Source organism: Wolbachia endosymbiont of Aedes aegypti, from assembly GCF_021496215.1.
GTDB lineage: Bacteria > Pseudomonadota > Alphaproteobacteria > Rickettsiales > Anaplasmataceae > Wolbachia > Wolbachia pipientis.
On sequence record NZ_CP090902.1, the window covers coordinates 382474 to 398061 of the forward strand.

Consider the following 15588-nt stretch of genomic DNA (forward strand, 5'->3'; position numbering starts at 1 on the left):
AAATTTAAATCATACCGTTAGTTGATATGCTAGATTTATAATTAAAATTATTAAATTTTTAATTTTATTATTTTATAATGGTTCCATAGTTATCCGGAAATTTCGTGATCTGTAGTTTCTTTCATTCACGTTATATTCATAGCTTGTTCTATCTTAATGTAATTCCAATTTTGACTGTATAGGAGGTCTCTATGTTAAAACATAACTATAGTGATAAAATCAATAATCGCTATTCATATACTAACAAATTTTCTTATAGTGATGAGGGTGTAGACGAGACGATCAAGGATAAAATCACAACTGAAGATCAGGTAGTAACTGATGATGTTGAAGAGCCTGATGCTGGTAATGATGGTTACAGCGAAGGTATGGCTTTCTCTTACCATGGTTACGGCAACGACTTAATATAAACTCTGATCCAGGAAGATAAAATAGTTAAGATAAACCTTCAACTAGTCCCACTTATTCACTATACTGCTATAGATTTTATAGCAATATAGTGAATGAACATTTTTAAGCAGATTTCCTCTCTAATCTTTAGTAAATTGAATGAGTTGAAACAAAGGGGTGTTATAAGCACAAGTGCAGCAAACTTTATCATAGAGCCTCCAAGCAATAGAGTCCATGGAGACATTTACACAAATGTTGCTATGGTGCTTGCAAAGCATGAAAAGAAGAATCCCATTGAAATTGCAGAGGTTTTAGCCAAAGAATTTGAACTTTTTGATGAAGTTGCAAAAGTGGAAATAGCAGGCTCTGGTTTCATCAACATGCACTTAAAAATAGAAGTGTGGCATGGAATTTTAAAACAAATAAATGAGCTAAAAACAGAGTTTGGCACCCTAGATATAGGGAACAATCAGGCCATTAATGTTGAATTTGTATCTGCAAATCCAACTGGTCCACTGCATATTGGTCATGCAAGAGGGGCAGTATTTGGTGACGTTCTGGCAAATTTATTGAAAAAAGTTGGTTATAAAGTTACTAAGGAATACTATATTAATGATGCTGGAGCGCAGATAGATACGCTAATTCGGTCAGTATATTTGCGGTATAAGGAAGCTCTGGGAGAAAAAATCAGCATCGAAAAAGGTTTATACCCAGGTGAATATTTAAAACCAATAGGGACTGGGCTGGCCAAAAAATATGGCGCAGAGCTTCTAGAAAAGCAAGATAATCAAGTGATTAGAGACTATACTTTAAGTTCTATCTTAGAAATCATAAAGGAAGACATGAACTTACTTGGAGTAAATCATGATGTTTTTACTTCAGAGTATGAGCTACAAAAAAGTGGCAAAATTGAAGAGAGTATAAAGATATTGTCTGACAAGGGTCTAGTGTATGAAGGGTACCTGGAGAAACCAAAAGGCAAAGAAAGCGAAAATTGGACTTCCAGAAAAGAGATGCTATTTCGCTCTACAAAATTTGGTGATGACGTTGACCGTGCATTGAAGAAAGAGGACGGCAGTTGGACTTATTTTGCCTCGGATATCGCTTACCATTTTGATAAGATATCGCGTGGTTTTAACAATATGATCGTAGAGCTTGGTAGTGACCACGGCGGTTATGTCAAAAGACTCAAAGCAGTCGTCTCTGCGCTCAGTGATGATCAAGCAAAAATAGAGGTAAAACTGCATAATATTGTGAATTTTTTCGAGAACGGCAAACCTGTTAAGATGTCCAAAAGATCAGGAAACTTCCTAACAGCAAGAGATGTAGTGGAAGAAGTTGGCAGGGACATAACTCGTTTTATAATGCTAACACGCAAGAATGATATGGTCTTGGACTTTGATTTTGCTAAAGTTAAAGAACAGTCAAAAGACAACCCTATTTTTTACGTGCAATATGCGCATGCTCGTGCTCATTCGTTAATGCGTAATGCTCCAAAAGAGCTCCCAACAGCAGATCCTTCACTTTTAAGGACAGGTGGAGAGCTCTTCCTCATAAAAACCTTAGCAAAGTGGCCAGATGTGGTAGAAATTGCAGCAAGGCTTTGTGAGCCACACAGAATTACTTTCTACTTACTTGAAGTTGCAGAAGCGTTTCACGTTTTATGGGGGTATGGCAAGAGTGATTTAAACATGCGTTTCATACTGGAAGACAACTTAAACCTCACCGCTGCAAGAATGTTTCTCGTGCAGGCCTTAGCACACGTCATCGCTTCTGGACTTTCTATCTTCAATATAGAGCCTTTGGAAGAGATGAGTTGATTTTTTTATGCAAGATTGTTTTTTCAACGAATAGAGAAGTTGACAAAATTAAGTAAAAATGTTATAGTTTATAGTAGTATTTTCTGGTTAATATATGGCTCACAGTCAAAAAAAGCTCAATGTTAATGTAAGTTTTGACAGTAAATTGGCTCAGTATCTTACAGAAATGGCAGAGACTCAAAATAAAACTATTCCTGAAGTTTTAGTAGATTTAGTGGAAGAAGAGTTCGAAGAAGATGTAGAGCTATCCAAAATAGCTGACGATCGCCTCTCTGAAGGTGAAGAAGAAGTAGAGGATGATGAAAACATCTGGAAATAAAACTTACACTATAAAATTCTTAAAAAATGTTATTGAAAAAGAAATTCCAGCTCTTCCGGCAAAGATTAAATTAATGGTTCAGGAGGCCATAAAGAAACGCCTTACAGTTGATCCTTTTAATCTAGGAAAGCCTTTATGTCATAGCTTTAGAGGGCAATATAGGATAAGGGTTAGCAACTACCGTATAATTTACATCATAAATCATTCAGAACGTAAAGTACTTATTACTGCAGTGGGGTATAGAAAAAACATTTACAAACACAGAAGATTACACAATTAAAAATATAAGAAAGATCTCACCGCTGCAACTTGTCCAAGCCTTAGCACACGTCATTGCTTCTGGACTTTCTATCTTTAATATAGAGCCGTTAGAAGAAATGAGTTGATTTTTTTTTGTTACAATATGTAATGATCAAAATATTATTCAAAGTAGGGTAAAGTTATGACGATCAGTTTTAGGGAGTATTCAACTGTATTCACTGAAGTTGCGGAACAGACAGATTTAAATGGAAATAACATAATTGAAAGAATAAAAGGGCATTAGCATAGATCCCGCTAACAAGCAGCGGGATGACGGTTGTCAGGGTGTCAGGCTAGTACCTTCTCTTGTCATCCCAGTGCCCAGACACTGGGATCCAGAAAAGTTTGCTTGTGAACAAGCAAACTAGCATGGAAAGTGGTTACAACATTTTCGATGAGATTATATGGAAAACTGTATTCCAGTGTCAAGCACTGGAATACATCACAGGGGCACTGGAATGACACCCTTTACGGGCTCTTAAATTGCAACTATAAATGTTTAAGAAATTTACCAAATGAAAAAAAAGGCAAAAGAAGCCCCATGGTGGTTGGCTATTTACTATGTACTAAAATATCGGCGTTTTTTTTATTCTAAAACGCTTGATTAAGAGCGATTTAGCTGCTTTTAACTTGCAACTAACCTACACCGCAAGTGTTTAAGAAATTTACTAAGCAGGAAAAAAGGCAAAGAAACCCCGTAGTAGCTAGCATTCAAATTCTCCCTTGTCAATTTGACGTTTTTTGCTGTCTTAAACGCTTTGTAAGCGCGTTTCGGCTTATATAGGTAAAAACCCAGAAATTTTTAAAGACATGCGATGCACGTAGTGCGAAAAATTAAACATGAGACGCCAAATACCCTAAGTTTTTTGTCATTAACCTGCACAGATTGCGAAGATAAATAAATAGCTTCAGTTTCATGATAAGGGGGTTGGCGAAGGATGTCAAGTAATTCCGTTCCTTATGGGTAAAAAAAGAGAAACTCTAAGTTGCAGCCGCACAATGTTTCTCTTTTCTGCTGTTGATGATTATTTCGCCTATTGTAACTGCCGCTAGAATAAAGCAATAATATACCTGTGTTAATAAAGAAATAGGTGATACAGAGGCGATGCTACCTGCTAGCAATAGTTGGGAACCATAAGGTAAGATACCTTTTGTAGCACAAGCAAAAACATCTAATAAGTATGCGCTGCGATGTGGCGCAATACTGTGTTTTTGTGCAAGCCTTTTTGCAATGCCACCACTTAGTAAAATAGCAATGGTATTATTGGCAACTAAGGTAGTAAACATAGACGCAATTCCTGCTATCACAAATTCAGCTTTAGTTTTTGTGATATTGCTTTCATCGATGAGTTTATGCAACGCTTTTTGACCTTGCTTGTACATTATATGGCTCAATCCACCGATAAATAGAGCAAATATCACTATTTCGTTTACTTTTTTGAAACCGTCATACACGTCATGAGGAAATTGAATGATAGCATAGTCAAAAAAAGTTATTCCTAGCACACCAGCAATAATTATGTTTATAGTTATTGTTACTAAAGTGGCGACTTCAAGCAGCCCCATGATTATTAAAGAAATGTAAGGAATAATTTTTATTATAGAATAATAATCTAAATTTGATATAGAAATAATTTTTGTACTATTTGAGGCAACTGCTAGGTAGATGAGTGTTATAATGCTGGCAATAAGTGCAACTTTAGAGTTCATTTTAAGTTTATCTTTTGCTGAAGCTTCCTGTGAAGAAACAGATGCAATGGTGGTATCAGATATCATCGAAAGGTTATCGCCAAACACGGCACCACCTACTACAGTTGCAGTTCCTATTTCGAGACCAAAAGCTCCACTTTTTGCCAGATTAACAGCTATAGGTACCATCAGCGCAACAACTCCCATAGATGTGCCAATTGCAGTTGAAATAAAAGCAGAAGCCAAAAATACTCCAGGCAGCAGTAATCTTGCTGGAAGGAAATTAAGAATTAAATTAGCAACAGTGTCTGCGCTACCGATTGATTGAGTCACCGCAGAAAATGCTCCAGAAAATAAAAAAATTAAACACATAGTAAGGGTGTTTTTGTCACCCATGCCCTTGATAACAGTATCGATGTTATGCTGAATTTTATTTGTACCACGTGAGACAGCAAAAAATAGTGCTGGTAATAAGCAGATTACTGGTGAAACCTGATGAAGTGGATTATCAGTTCCGATAAAAGAAAAATAAGCACCACTTCCAAGATACAAGATTAAAAAAATAATCAAGGGGACAAAAGCTGTCATTTTACTGTACCTAAACTTATAACTATAACTAATTAAGTGGTTTTAAGCAAGTTTGGTTTTCACTAGTTCTACAGGAAGTCAATAGCAGAGTTTTAAACTTCATATTTAATCTACTAAATAAATAGCACATGTAGCTTATTGCTTGACAATAGGATCTAATTGTTGTCTAGATTCCAGCATCACGCGCACAACTGTACGAACATTTGTTTGCGAAGAAATGTTATAGCTGGTTTTGCCTCAAACACAAAGATGTCATCCGAGTAGCTGACTACTTGGATCCAGAAAATTTTGCTGCGAGTAAGCAAATTTGTTTGGTGAGCATAGAAAGTGGAATGTGTAAGCGCAGCCTCAACAGGTTGTCATCCAAGTAGCTGACTACTTGGATCCAGATTGGATACTGAGTTGGTGAGTATAAAAGTATAGCTAACGCGAGCTCTACGTCATACCGCCGCAGAATAGTTAACCGTCATACCGCGATTCATTCGCAGTATCCCTTCGCGGTATCCCTTAGCCGCTAACAAGCAGCGGGATGACGGTTGTCGTTTAGCTATAAATATTTAAGAAATTTACTAAACAGAAAAAAAGGCAAAAGAAGTCCCGTAGTTGGCTAATTACTTACATTATACTTTCAAGTATGGCGTTTTTTTATTCTAAACGCTTAATAACCGCGACTCAGCTGCTTTTAAATGCAACTAACCTTAGCTATAAATATTTAAGAAATTTACTAAACAGAAAAAAAGGCAAAAGAAACCCTAGGGTAGCTAGTTATTCACTATCCATTTTTTAAGTTGGCGTTTTTTTATGTTTTAAACGCTTTATAAGCGCGTTTCAGCTTATGTAGGTAGAAGTTTGATAAAGACATAAGGTGCACATAGTGCAAAAAATTAAACATGAGACGCCAGATACGTGAGTTTTTTTGTCATTTAATCTGTACAGAGAAGATAAATAAATAGTTTCAGTGTTTATGATAAGGGGGCTGGCGGAGTTTGTCAAGCAAGTTTTTTATTTCTAGCGGTTGTTGCCAAAAACTATACAAGAAGTCTATTGAAATTACGTATATCAATCGTTGTAAAATCACACAATTGCTCTGTAGAGCTATGCCCTGTAATAATTACTATACCATTTTGCTCAGAGCGTATTGAGATTAGGTTCAGCACTAATTCACACGTTGCACTATCAAGATTACAAAATGGTTCATCTATCAGCCAAACGTTTGCATTAGAAATCAAGAGGCGAGCAAGCGCAACTCTCCTTTTCCAGCCTGCAGAAAGTTCGCCATATCTAATATTAAGTACAGGTTGCAACTGCAAGCAACAAATAGCTGCCACAATCAATTCTCTAGTATTTCGTATTCCTGCCCAGAATTCTACGTTTTGAGCAACAGTTAAGCTATCTTTACAGGCATTCTTATGGCCTATATAGACCATAGAAGATATATAGGATTTTGGATCATCATATATATCTTTTCCGCAGTGCCTTATATTGCCTGATACCGGCGGTAAAAGTCCAGATAAACTTCTAATTAAGCTGGTTTTACCACTACCATTTGGACCAGTGATTAGAATCTTTGATTTTAGCTCAGCTTTAAAACTGAGATTCTTAAATAGTACCTTATTATTACGAGTGCAGGATAAATTTTCACATTCAAGCATGGATTATCTGCCCTTTCCCTTATGTTTACCTTGAGTTGAAGCCTGAGCTTTTACAAACAGCTTCCAAAATCCTTTCTGTCCGCCTTCTCTATGTATCAATTGTGCAAAACGCTGCATTAAACCATTACCCATCATAACCATCTTTGTCCATTTACCTACCGGTTTTGCTATGTCAACTATTTCTGGATCTTCTTTATAAACTTGCACATCTTTTTGCTTCTCACGCAGTATTTCCTGTTGTTTCATCAACTCTTTTTGCTTATTTTTTTGATATAATTCATTGAATTTTCTGTCTTCTTCCCACTCTTCTTTAAAAACTTTTCTAGGAAATATGATTTTTCTAATGCGATTTTTGTATATTTTTCTCAAAAAGAGAAATACTTTGACTATAGCAAGTAATGCTATACTATATATAATAATTTGTCCGAAAGACATTTTCTGTACTCAGCTTACGCCACATTATATTATACCATAATTATAGAAATTGTGCAATTTTTGTGTGAGTAAAGACAGTATAAAAGTAATACTGCTCTATTTCGTAAACTGGACAAATATCTGACGAATGGGCTTGTATGTGGTAAGGTTTATTTCTATACTTTTTAAAGAATTTAGAAGTGAAACAAATATGAACTGCTACAAGACTCACACGTGTGAAGAATTAAGAAAGAATGATGTAGAAAAGGAAGTTACCCTTTCTGGATGGTTATATCGTAAGCGCGACCATGGTAACCTAATTTTTGTTGATTTAAGAGACTTCTACGGAATCACTCAGCTAGTATTTAATAATGACAAAGACTTTTTTGATGAGATATCAAATTTAAAATTGGAGAGTGTAATTACTGTTACAGGAATAGTTGAAGCTAGAACTGAAGATACGGTAAACAGCTCTATTTCTACCGGAGAAATCGAGGTGATAGTCAACAATTTGCGCGTTGAGTCGGAAGTTGAGTTCCACTTTGATGAAGAAATAGCAAAAGAAGAAAGAAGTATATTGGTAAGCATTACCGGCGAGCAAGAATACCCAGAAAACATGAGATTTAAATATCGATTTCTTGACTTAAGACGTGAAAAAGTCCGCAACAATATTATTTTGCGCTCACAAATTATTGCAGAGCTCCGCAAGCTCATGATAGAGCGAGGATTTTTAGAGATTCAAACTCCAATACTCACTGCTTCCTCTCCTGAAGGAGCACGCGACTACCTAGTGCCAAGCAGGCTAAATCCTGGCAAGTTCTATGCATTGCCACAAGCTCCGCAGATTTTCAAACAGTTGCTCATGGTTTCAGGGTTTGATAAATATTTCCAAATTGCACCGTGTTTTCGTGATGAAGACGCAAGGGCTGACCGTTCTCCGGGAGAGTTTTATCAGCTAGATCTTGAAATGTCTTTTGTAACTCAAGAAGACATCTTTCAGATTATTGAGTCTACCTTATATAGAGTGTTTGCTAAATTTTCTCGCAAGTCTGTCGATAAAGATTTTCCACGCATTACATACAAAGAGGCAATGCTTAAGTATGGTTCTGACAAGCCAGATTTGCGTAATCCACTATTAATCAGCGATGTTACAGAAATTTTTCGTGATTCAGGGTTCAATATTTTCAAAAGCAATATTGAGCGTGGTATGGTAGTGAGAGCCATCCCTGCACCTAAAACAGCAGAGGAACCACGCAGCTTCTTTGATAAAAAGATAGAACATGCGCAAAAAGAATTCGGTGCTAAGGGTCTCGGATATATAACGTTTGATAAAGATGGAACTGCGAAAGGCCCAATTGCTAAATTTCTTGATGAAAATAGGCTAAACCACATAAGAGAAGCAACAAACATAGAGCCAGGAGATAGTGTATTTTTTGCTTCTGACAAAGAGAATGAGGCGGCAAACATTGCAGGAAAAGTACGCACTCTTTTAGGGTCAGAACTCAGTCTTATAGATGATAATATCTTCAGGTTTTGTTGGATCATTGATTTTCCATATTTTGTATATGACGATAAAAGTAAAAAAATCGATTTCTTTCATAACCCATTCTCCATGCCACACGGTGGTCTGAAAGATTTAGAGGACAAAAATCCACTGGATATCCTTGCTTACCAATATGATCTTGTTTGCAATGGAATAGAACTGTCAAGTGGGGCGATTCGTAATAACAAACTGGATATCATGTATAAAGCTTTTGCCATTGCAGGTTATAGCCGGGGAGAAGTTGATACAAGATTCGGTGCACTTGTACGTGCATTCAGATTTGGTGTTCCTCCTCATGGTGGAATAGCACCAGGAGTTGATAGAATAGTTATGCTGCTTGCTGATGAGCCAAATATTCGTGAAGTAATCTGTTTTCCTATGAACCAGCAAGGTGAAGATGTTCTAATGGGTGCTCCTTCCAAGGTGGAGGATAAGCATTTACGTGAATTATCCTTGAAGGTTATTGAATGAAAAATTTTATAGCAAGGAGCACCGGTTAATGATATATTAGGTTATGTTAAATTGAAAGACCATGAATAATATCCAAAAAGCAATACTATCGGGCATGATCTGTAACATGATTGTGTGGTATGAACTCACTCTTTTTGGAGTATTAACAGATACAATCATCAACGTTTTTTTCCCATCAGAAGATCATTATTTGAGTACACTCAAATTCCTTGGTGTTTTTGCAATTGGTTTTGCGTTTAGACCAATTGGTGCAGTAATTTTTGGTTATATGGGAGATAAGTATGGCAGAAGAAAGACTTTACTTACTTCAGTAATATTAATTTCAATATCATCCACAATTATGGGAATTATACCTGGGTATAAAGAAATAGGGTTGCTTTCACCTGTATTGCTTGTGTTTTGTAGAATAGTGCAAGGAATAACTGCAGGAGGTGAAACAAGCATTAATACAGCATTTACGATAGAGCATTCAAAAGATAAAAAAAATCTAGGTTTCTTAGGAAGTATGAAGCCCTTTAGCGGAGCCCTTGGAACGCTCTTATGCATAACAATGATATTTATCTGCAAAAGAGTTACAGGTGAGAACTATGAAATATGGGGATGGAAGTTGCTTTTTTATTTTTGCTTTTTTTTGGGGACAATAGGTTTTTTAACTAGGTACATATTAAAAGAAAGCTTAGCATATAAAACTAATAAGTACGCTAATAATTTAGCACATTCACCATTGTTAGAACTAGTAAGAAACTATAAAAGACCGCTTATTATTTCAATCAATCTGGGAATTGCTCAGAATGCAATTGTCTACGCAGCAATAATGTTTTATAATATATCAATAAAAGAGCTAGTTATTTTATCTATTAGTGTTAAAGATTTAATGAGGATAGTAATACAGGTTGTATTTGCAGCATCTGCGGTACTTTTTGCAATTTTATCTGATAAAGTTGGAAGAAAACGCGTAATGATTCCTGTACTGATTATGCTATCTCTGATTGGTACATGTGTATTACCATTATTATCTTCCGTTAACCACTATGTCGTAATAATAACTTACTTATTGATTACTATACCAGTAGGTGCATCTTTTGGAATATATGGTTCTGTTATTTGTGAACTGTTTCCAACAAAAGTAAGATGCACTGGCGTAAGCTTAGCAAATAATATATCTGCAGGAATTTTTGGTGGCCTTTCTCCATACATATGCATGTGGCTTATAGAAAAAACCGAAACAAAACTTGCAGCAGGCATTTATCTTACTGCCTGCGCATTAATTAGCCTAATATCTGTGCTTCAAATTAAAGCCAAAGACAGAAAAGTTGATTGGTGAAATCGTTTCAGTCGAAAAATAGCGCTTCAATGGATTTTTCGATGTGTTTAGTGATAGGAGCGGTGATAGTGATTTCTTTATTGTTTGGCAGTTTTAAAGATAAAGAATGCGAATGAAGGTGAATTTTATTTGCTATCCCATCAATAAAAGCTTTTTTACCACCATATTTACCGTCACCAAGAATAGGGCAATTTATATGAGCTAAATGTGCACGTAACTGATGGGTTCTGCCGGTAATTGGTTGTAATTTTAAATAAGCAACATTGTGTTTGGATTTTGCTATAATTGAAAAATGCGTAGTGGCATTCTGAGGTGAATTTTCATCAACGACCACTTTTTCTTGACCTGAAACATATTTTTTCACCAATGGATAGTCTATTGTTCCACTATCCTTGCTCGGTATGCCAGAAGTTAATGCTAAATAAGTTTTTTTTACTCTTCGTCCTTTAAATTCTTCCATAAGGTATCTGGCAACATTAGCGTTGCGTGCGAATATTATCACTCCACTCGTATCTCTATCTAGCCTATGGACAATTTTAAATGTTTCTCCCTCTCTTATTTGGTCAAGCAAATCACTCATGCTAATCTTTACTTTTACGCCACCTTGAACGATGACCCCTGCGGGTTTGTTTATAGCTAGTATATATTCGTCTTCATATAATATGTTCTCTCTTAGTAGATTCACTAACTTTTCATTATATTTGCGATCAGAATTAGCGTTTTCAATATAATTCAAGTGCTTCAGCGTTATAGTTTGCCCAGAATTTACTCTATCACTGGACTTTGCTTTGCAATCATTAACTTTGATTAATCCTTTCCTTAAAGATTTTTCAATTACAGATTGCTTTAGATCAGGAAAGATTCTTCTGATGTACCTATCCAGCCTAACGTTATCGTCTTCTATTAATATGGTTTTTATACTTTGTAGCATTCCATTATTTATAATGAATATCTAGTGAAATGTCAATTATTGGTGTCATTCCAGTGTCAAGCACTGGAATGACACCGAAGGGGCTACTGCCGTCATAAAGGAACCAGTGTCAGCTACTCGGATGACAGGAGAAGGAGACTACTGAGATGACAGCTAGCCTGACAACCGTCATCCCGCTGCTTGTTAGCGGGATCTAGAGATACCGCGAATGAATCGCGGCATGACGTAGAGCTTGCGTTAGCTATACTTTTATACTCACTAACTCAGCTGGATCCAAGTAGTCAGAGCACTGGGATGACAAAAAAAGGAGGGCACTTGGATGACGGGAGAAGGAGCTATTTGGATGACATCGTTTACTATACAATGTTTGTACAGTTCTGGATAAAAAAATTAGCTAACAAATTTATAAACATCAGTATACAGCTCATCAACGCTTGGTTCTTTACTATTTTTGGCAAAATCTTCCGACTTTTTTACTAAATCACGTATTTCCTTATCAATTACTTTGCACTCTTCTTCTGAAGCCATTTTATTATCTGTCATGTATTTCTTTAAAGTGCTTATAGGGTCATGATTTTGCTTCATATCTTCAACTTCTTCTTTTAAGCGATAAGTAGCAGGATCTGACATTGAGTGACCGCGATATCGATATGTCTTCATTTCAAGCAGGATAGGCCCTTTTCCGCTGCGTGTGTGTTCCGCTGCTTCGCTTGTAGCCTCATAAACAGAGAAAAAATCCATTCCATCAACTTGTTTTCCAGGAATACCAAAACTTTCTCCTCTTTTATATAACTCTGTTACTAAAGTTGACCTTTGCACGGAGGTTCCCATTGCGTATTCATTATTTTCTATGATGTAAACCACAGGCAACTCCCACAAAGATGCCATATTAAACGATTCATATACTTGTCCTTGATTTGCAGCACCGTCGCCAAAATATGTAAATACCACATTATCTTTTTTCTTATATTTATTAGCAAATGCTATTCCTGTGCCAATTGGAACTTGTGCTCCCACTATTCCATGCCCGCCGAAGAATTTTTTTTCAACGTCAAATACGTGCATCGAACCACCTTTACCTTTTGAGCATCCTGTTTCTTTGCCGGTAAGCTCTGCCATTACAACATTTGGATCAGAATCACATGCGAGCATTAAGCCATGGTCTCTATAACTTGTGATAAAAGCGTCACCTAATTTTGATGCAGCTTGAGTTCCAACTGCAACTGCTTCTTGTCCTATTGATAGGTGACAGAACCCGCCTATTAATCCCATCCCATATAATTGTCCTGCTTTTTCCTCAAATCTGCGTATGAGTAGCATTTTCCTGTAGAATCCAATTATCTGTTCTTTAGTGAAATTTTCTGCTTTCATATCGATTTCTTTTTCATTAAACTAACACAATACCAGGAATTTTAAATTTTTGCTAATGAACTATTACCACTGGCTTGAGGCTTTTCACGTTATCTCTGTTATCATGTGGATGGCAGGTATGCTTTATTTACCCAGGCTTTATGTCTACCATGCAACTGTAAAACCGGGATCGGAAAATGATAGCTTGCTTCAAACAATGGAAAAGAGGCTACTTAGATATATCATAAACCCTGCAATGCTTTTCTCACTTGGTCTTGGAATTACACTAATGGTTATTAGGGAAGCATATCGTGAAGGATGGTTTCATGTAAAAGCATTTGCAATACTTTTGATGTTAATTATTCATATGCTACTTGCAAAATATAGGAAAAATTTTGCAATGGGTTCGAATAAGAAGTCACATATTTATTTTCGCGTTTTAAATGAAGCAGTTACAGCATTGATAATAGTTATAGTTATTATGGTTGTTGTAAAACCTTTTTGACTGACCTTACCCAAAAAAAGCAGAAAGCTCGTATCTGTTCAGATGCATGGCTAATGTACAATACTGAAATAAAAATTCCAGTGCTCCCTTTCTTGTCATCCCAGTGCTTGACACTGGGATCCAGCTTTCTTTACAAATTCACCAAAAGTGCTTCATTCTATAACGCAAAACCCATACTCACCAAACTCAATGCATTACTTGCAATTAAGTCTCCTGGATGCCAGTGTCAAGCTACTCGGATGACACCATTCTTTTTCCTGGATCCCAGTGTTAGCTACTTGCATGACACCATTCTTTTTCCTGGATCCCAGTCGGCTTTGTTGCATCGCTAGCTATGATGGATAAAGATAAAAAAGGTAGAGAATATCAGTAGCTTATTATTCTAGTATTTATAACAAGAACGGTCAGTGAATACCTAAATTTGAGTAAAAGAAATTTCACTACCACTCACTAATCCGGCTAAAATTCAAGAATTTCAATGCTTTAGCTATTTTCAATAGAATTAAATTTATTAATATAAATAATAAATTACTATTCTTAAATTTGATCAGATTGATTGCAAAAAAACAAGATTTTCAATAGGTTGCTTATAATCCTAACTATAGTTAGCCTTTCATAAGTAGCGATGCAACAAAGCCATCCCAGTGTCAAGCACTGGGATGACAAGAAGAGGGCACTGCCCTCTTGGATGGAAGCCAGTGTTAGCTACTTTCATGACACCCTGACAACCGTCATCCCGCTACTTGTTAGCGGGATCTAGAGATACCGTGATGGTATGACGTAGGGGTTGCCGAGAACTTGTCATCCCAGTGCTTGACACTGGGATCCAGTTTTTTGTATAATTTTGTCAAAATCTATTGTGCTAGCAAGTTCACTAGCGTCACGCGCTGGTCTGTTAGACATTTACGTGTAGGGTGAAGAAATTTTGAAAAAGACATACCAAATATGAAAGGCCTATATATTAAAACTTACGGCTGTCAGATGAACGTTTATGACTCCGTTTTAATGGAAAATGTAATTAAACCTTTGGGGTTCAACGTTGTTAGTGATGCAGGGAAAGCCGATTTAGTGATACTGAATACTTGTCACATTAGAGAGAAGGCAGCAGAAAAACTTTACTCAGAGCTTGGGAAGATTCATTCGTTACGAAAAGAAATGACTATAGTGGTGGCTGGGTGTGTAGCGCAAGCAGAGGGAGAAGAAGTGTTCAGAAGGGCTCCTTTTGTTGATATTGTTGTTGGTCCGCAGAGTATCGCTACCTTACCGGAGCTGATAGTCAAAGCAAGCAGAAGTAAAGGTCATGTAATAAACACTGATTTTCCTGAAGTTGCAAAGTTTGATAAATTGCCAGATGAATGCTATGGCAATAGCCAGGGGTCTTCTGCGTTTCTTGCCATACAAGAGGGTTGTGATAAATTTTGTACGTTTTGTGTAGTGCCCTATACTCGTGGAGCTGAGTATTCACGGCCAGTGAATGAAATATTTCGTGAAGCATTGAAATTAGTTGCAAATGGGGCAAATGAGATCAATTTGCTTGGTCAGAACGTCAATGCTTACCATGGGGAGTGCGAAGGGGAAGTGTGGGATTTAGGAAAATTAATTAGTCATATTGCTAAAATTGAAAAGCTAGAGAGGATTCGTTATACAACTTCTCATCCAAGAGATATGCATGAATCTCTCTACTTGGCACATGCGGAAGAGCCAAAGCTCATGCCGTTTGTTCACCTGCCTGTGCAGTCTGGTTCGAATAAAATATTGCACGCGATGAACAGGAAACACACTGCAGAGGAGTATTTGGAAATAATAGACAGATTTCGCAAATTGAAACCTGAAATCGAATTTTCTTCTGATTTTATTGTTGGTTTTCCTGGAGAAACCGAAAAAGATTTTGAAGAAACTATGAAATTAGTAGAAAAAGTTAGATATGCTCAGGCTTATAGTTTTAAATACAGCCCAAGACCAGGCACACCGGGAGCGGAAAGAAAAGATCAAGTACCAGAAGAGGTTAAAACAGAGCGCCTTCTTCGTTTACAGAAATTAATTAGTAAGCAACAACTTGAGTTTAACCAGAGTATGGTAGGTAAAACTATACCTGTTCTATTTAGCGATAAAAAAGGTAAACACCAAAACCAAATTATTGGTAAAAGCCCATATATGCAATCAGTGTGCATTGATGATTCTGAAGATAAATACAGGGACAAAATAGTAAATGTGAAAGTGTTGGAAGCTCGGCAGAGTAGTTTGCTGGGGTGTGCATTTCACTGATTTTAAGCAGCGTTAAATATAAATCTT

At 36.6% G+C, this 15588-nt stretch carries 16 protein-coding genes; 11 read left to right on the forward strand and 5 right to left on the reverse strand.

Annotation, left to right across the window (positions count from 1 at the left end):
* Positions 1 to 191: 191 nt before the first annotated feature.
* From L0Z58_RS02000 to L0Z58_RS02020, 5 genes are all read left to right on the forward strand, one after another.
* Positions 192 to 410: a hypothetical protein gene (locus L0Z58_RS02000; protein ID WP_010962563.1), complete on the forward strand. Its 219-nt coding sequence runs from the start codon at positions 192 to 194 to the stop codon at positions 408 to 410.
* Between the two features lie 93 nt (positions 411 to 503).
* Positions 504 to 2210: an arginine--tRNA ligase gene (gene argS / locus L0Z58_RS02005; RefSeq protein WP_010962564.1), complete on the forward strand. Its 1707-nt coding sequence runs from the start codon at positions 504 to 506 to the stop codon at positions 2208 to 2210.
* A gap of 94 nt (positions 2211 to 2304) precedes the next feature.
* Positions 2305 to 2529, forward strand: coding sequence for a hypothetical protein (locus tag L0Z58_RS02010; RefSeq protein WP_010962565.1), 225 nt, complete (start codon positions 2305 to 2307; stop codon positions 2527 to 2529).
* Entirely contained in the window at positions 2510 to 2809 is a 300-nt protein-coding gene (locus tag L0Z58_RS02015; protein WP_010962566.1) for a type II toxin-antitoxin system RelE family toxin, read from the forward strand. Before L0Z58_RS02010 ends, L0Z58_RS02015 begins: the two co-directional genes overlap by 20 nt.
* 326 nt (positions 2810 to 3135) lie before the next feature.
* Complete coding sequence (locus tag L0Z58_RS02020) at positions 3136 to 3291, forward strand: hypothetical protein (protein ID WP_167513690.1); 156 nt, start codon at positions 3136 to 3138, stop codon at positions 3289 to 3291.
* Between the two features lie 519 nt (positions 3292 to 3810).
* Here L0Z58_RS02020 and L0Z58_RS02025 read toward each other — a convergent pair.
* Positions 3811 to 5106 carry a Na+/H+ antiporter NhaC family protein gene (locus tag L0Z58_RS02025; RefSeq protein WP_006280467.1) on the reverse strand — a complete coding sequence of 432 codons (1296 nt, stop codon included), beginning with the start codon at positions 5104 to 5106 and terminating at the stop codon, positions 3811 to 3813.
* 203 nt (positions 5107 to 5309) lie between these two features.
* Between L0Z58_RS02025 and L0Z58_RS02030 the strand changes: the two genes are divergently transcribed.
* On the forward strand, positions 5310 to 5477 hold the full coding sequence (locus L0Z58_RS02030; protein ID WP_155975180.1) for a hypothetical protein: 168 nt from the start codon (positions 5310 to 5312) through the stop codon (positions 5475 to 5477).
* Between the two features lie 657 nt (positions 5478 to 6134).
* Here L0Z58_RS02030 and ccmA read toward each other — a convergent pair.
* Positions 6135 to 6758, reverse strand: coding sequence for a heme ABC exporter ATP-binding protein CcmA (gene ccmA, locus L0Z58_RS02035; RefSeq protein ID WP_007548816.1), 624 nt, complete (start codon positions 6756 to 6758; stop codon positions 6135 to 6137).
* Positions 6759 to 6761: 3 nt separating this feature from the next.
* Positions 6762 to 7193, reverse strand: coding sequence for a hypothetical protein (locus L0Z58_RS02040; protein WP_010962571.1), 432 nt, complete (start codon positions 7191 to 7193; stop codon positions 6762 to 6764).
* Positions 7194 to 7383: 190 nt separating this feature from the next.
* Here L0Z58_RS02040 and aspS point away from each other — a divergent pair, with 190 nt between their 5' ends.
* Both aspS and L0Z58_RS02050 read left to right on the forward strand, forming a co-directional pair.
* Entirely contained in the window at positions 7384 to 9186 is a 1803-nt protein-coding gene (aspS, locus tag L0Z58_RS02045) for an aspartate--tRNA ligase (RefSeq protein ID WP_010962572.1), read from the forward strand.
* A gap of 61 nt (positions 9187 to 9247) precedes the next feature.
* Positions 9248 to 10510, forward strand: a complete 1263-nt coding sequence (locus L0Z58_RS02050) for an MFS transporter (RefSeq protein WP_006280528.1) — start codon at positions 9248 to 9250, stop codon at positions 10508 to 10510.
* Between the two features lie 7 nt (positions 10511 to 10517).
* Here L0Z58_RS02050 and L0Z58_RS02055 read toward each other — a convergent pair whose 3' ends face one another.
* Positions 10518 to 11441, reverse strand: a complete 924-nt coding sequence (locus L0Z58_RS02055; protein WP_010962573.1) for an RluA family pseudouridine synthase — start codon at positions 11439 to 11441, stop codon at positions 10518 to 10520.
* Between the two features lie 390 nt (positions 11442 to 11831).
* Entirely contained in the window at positions 11832 to 12812 is a 981-nt protein-coding gene (gene pdhA / locus L0Z58_RS02060) for a pyruvate dehydrogenase (acetyl-transferring) E1 component subunit alpha (RefSeq protein WP_006279887.1), read from the reverse strand.
* Positions 12813 to 12867: 55 nt separating this feature from the next.
* Between pdhA and hemJ the strand changes: the two genes are divergently transcribed.
* From hemJ to miaB, 3 genes are all read left to right on the forward strand, one after another.
* Positions 12868 to 13296, forward strand: a complete 429-nt coding sequence (hemJ, locus tag L0Z58_RS02065) for a protoporphyrinogen oxidase HemJ (RefSeq protein ID WP_010962574.1) — start codon at positions 12868 to 12870, stop codon at positions 13294 to 13296.
* A 53-nt stretch (positions 13297 to 13349) separates the two neighbouring features.
* The gene (locus L0Z58_RS02070) at positions 13350 to 13628 is read left to right on the forward strand and encodes a hypothetical protein (RefSeq protein WP_147155099.1); all 279 of its coding nucleotides are present in this window, start codon (positions 13350 to 13352) and stop codon (positions 13626 to 13628) included.
* 613 nt (positions 13629 to 14241) lie between these two features.
* Positions 14242 to 15561 (forward strand): tRNA (N6-isopentenyl adenosine(37)-C2)-methylthiotransferase MiaB, encoded by a 1320-nt coding sequence (gene miaB, locus L0Z58_RS02075; RefSeq protein WP_010962578.1) that lies wholly within the window; start codon positions 14242 to 14244, stop codon positions 15559 to 15561.
* The last annotated feature ends 27 nt before the right edge of the window (positions 15562 to 15588 follow it).

Bases quoted from the DNA above. Each gene is read 5' to 3' on its own strand.
- L0Z58_RS02000 (WP_010962563.1), top strand. From the start codon at position 192: ATGTTAAAACATAACTATAGTGATAAAATCAATAATCGCTATTCATAT.
- argS (WP_010962564.1), top strand. From the start codon at position 504: ATGAACATTTTTAAGCAGATTTCCTCTCTAATCTTTAGTAAATTGAAT.
- L0Z58_RS02010 (WP_010962565.1), top strand. From the start codon at position 2,305: ATGGCTCACAGTCAAAAAAAGCTCAATGTTAATGTAAGTTTTGACAGT.
- L0Z58_RS02015 (WP_010962566.1), top strand. From the start codon at position 2,510: ATGAAAACATCTGGAAATAAAACTTACACTATAAAATTCTTAAAAAAT.
- L0Z58_RS02025 (WP_006280467.1), bottom strand. From the start codon at position 5,106: ATGACAGCTTTTGTCCCCTTGATTATTTTTTTAATCTTGTATCTTGGA.
- ccmA (WP_007548816.1), bottom strand. From the start codon at position 6,758: ATGCTTGAATGTGAAAATTTATCCTGCACTCGTAATAATAAGGTACTA.
- L0Z58_RS02040 (WP_010962571.1), bottom strand. From the start codon at position 7,193: ATGTCTTTCGGACAAATTATTATATATAGTATAGCATTACTTGCTATA.
- aspS (WP_010962572.1), top strand. From the start codon at position 7,384: ATGAACTGCTACAAGACTCACACGTGTGAAGAATTAAGAAAGAATGAT.
- L0Z58_RS02050 (WP_006280528.1), top strand. From the start codon at position 9,248: ATGAATAATATCCAAAAAGCAATACTATCGGGCATGATCTGTAACATG.
- L0Z58_RS02055 (WP_010962573.1), bottom strand. From the start codon at position 11,441: ATGCTACAAAGTATAAAAACCATATTAATAGAAGACGATAACGTTAGG.
- pdhA (WP_006279887.1), bottom strand. From the start codon at position 12,812: ATGAAAGCAGAAAATTTCACTAAAGAACAGATAATTGGATTCTACAGG.
- hemJ (WP_010962574.1), top strand. From the start codon at position 12,868: ATGAACTATTACCACTGGCTTGAGGCTTTTCACGTTATCTCTGTTATC.
- L0Z58_RS02070 (WP_147155099.1), top strand. From the start codon at position 13,350: ATGTACAATACTGAAATAAAAATTCCAGTGCTCCCTTTCTTGTCATCC.
- miaB (WP_010962578.1), top strand. From the start codon at position 14,242: ATGAAAGGCCTATATATTAAAACTTACGGCTGTCAGATGAACGTTTAT.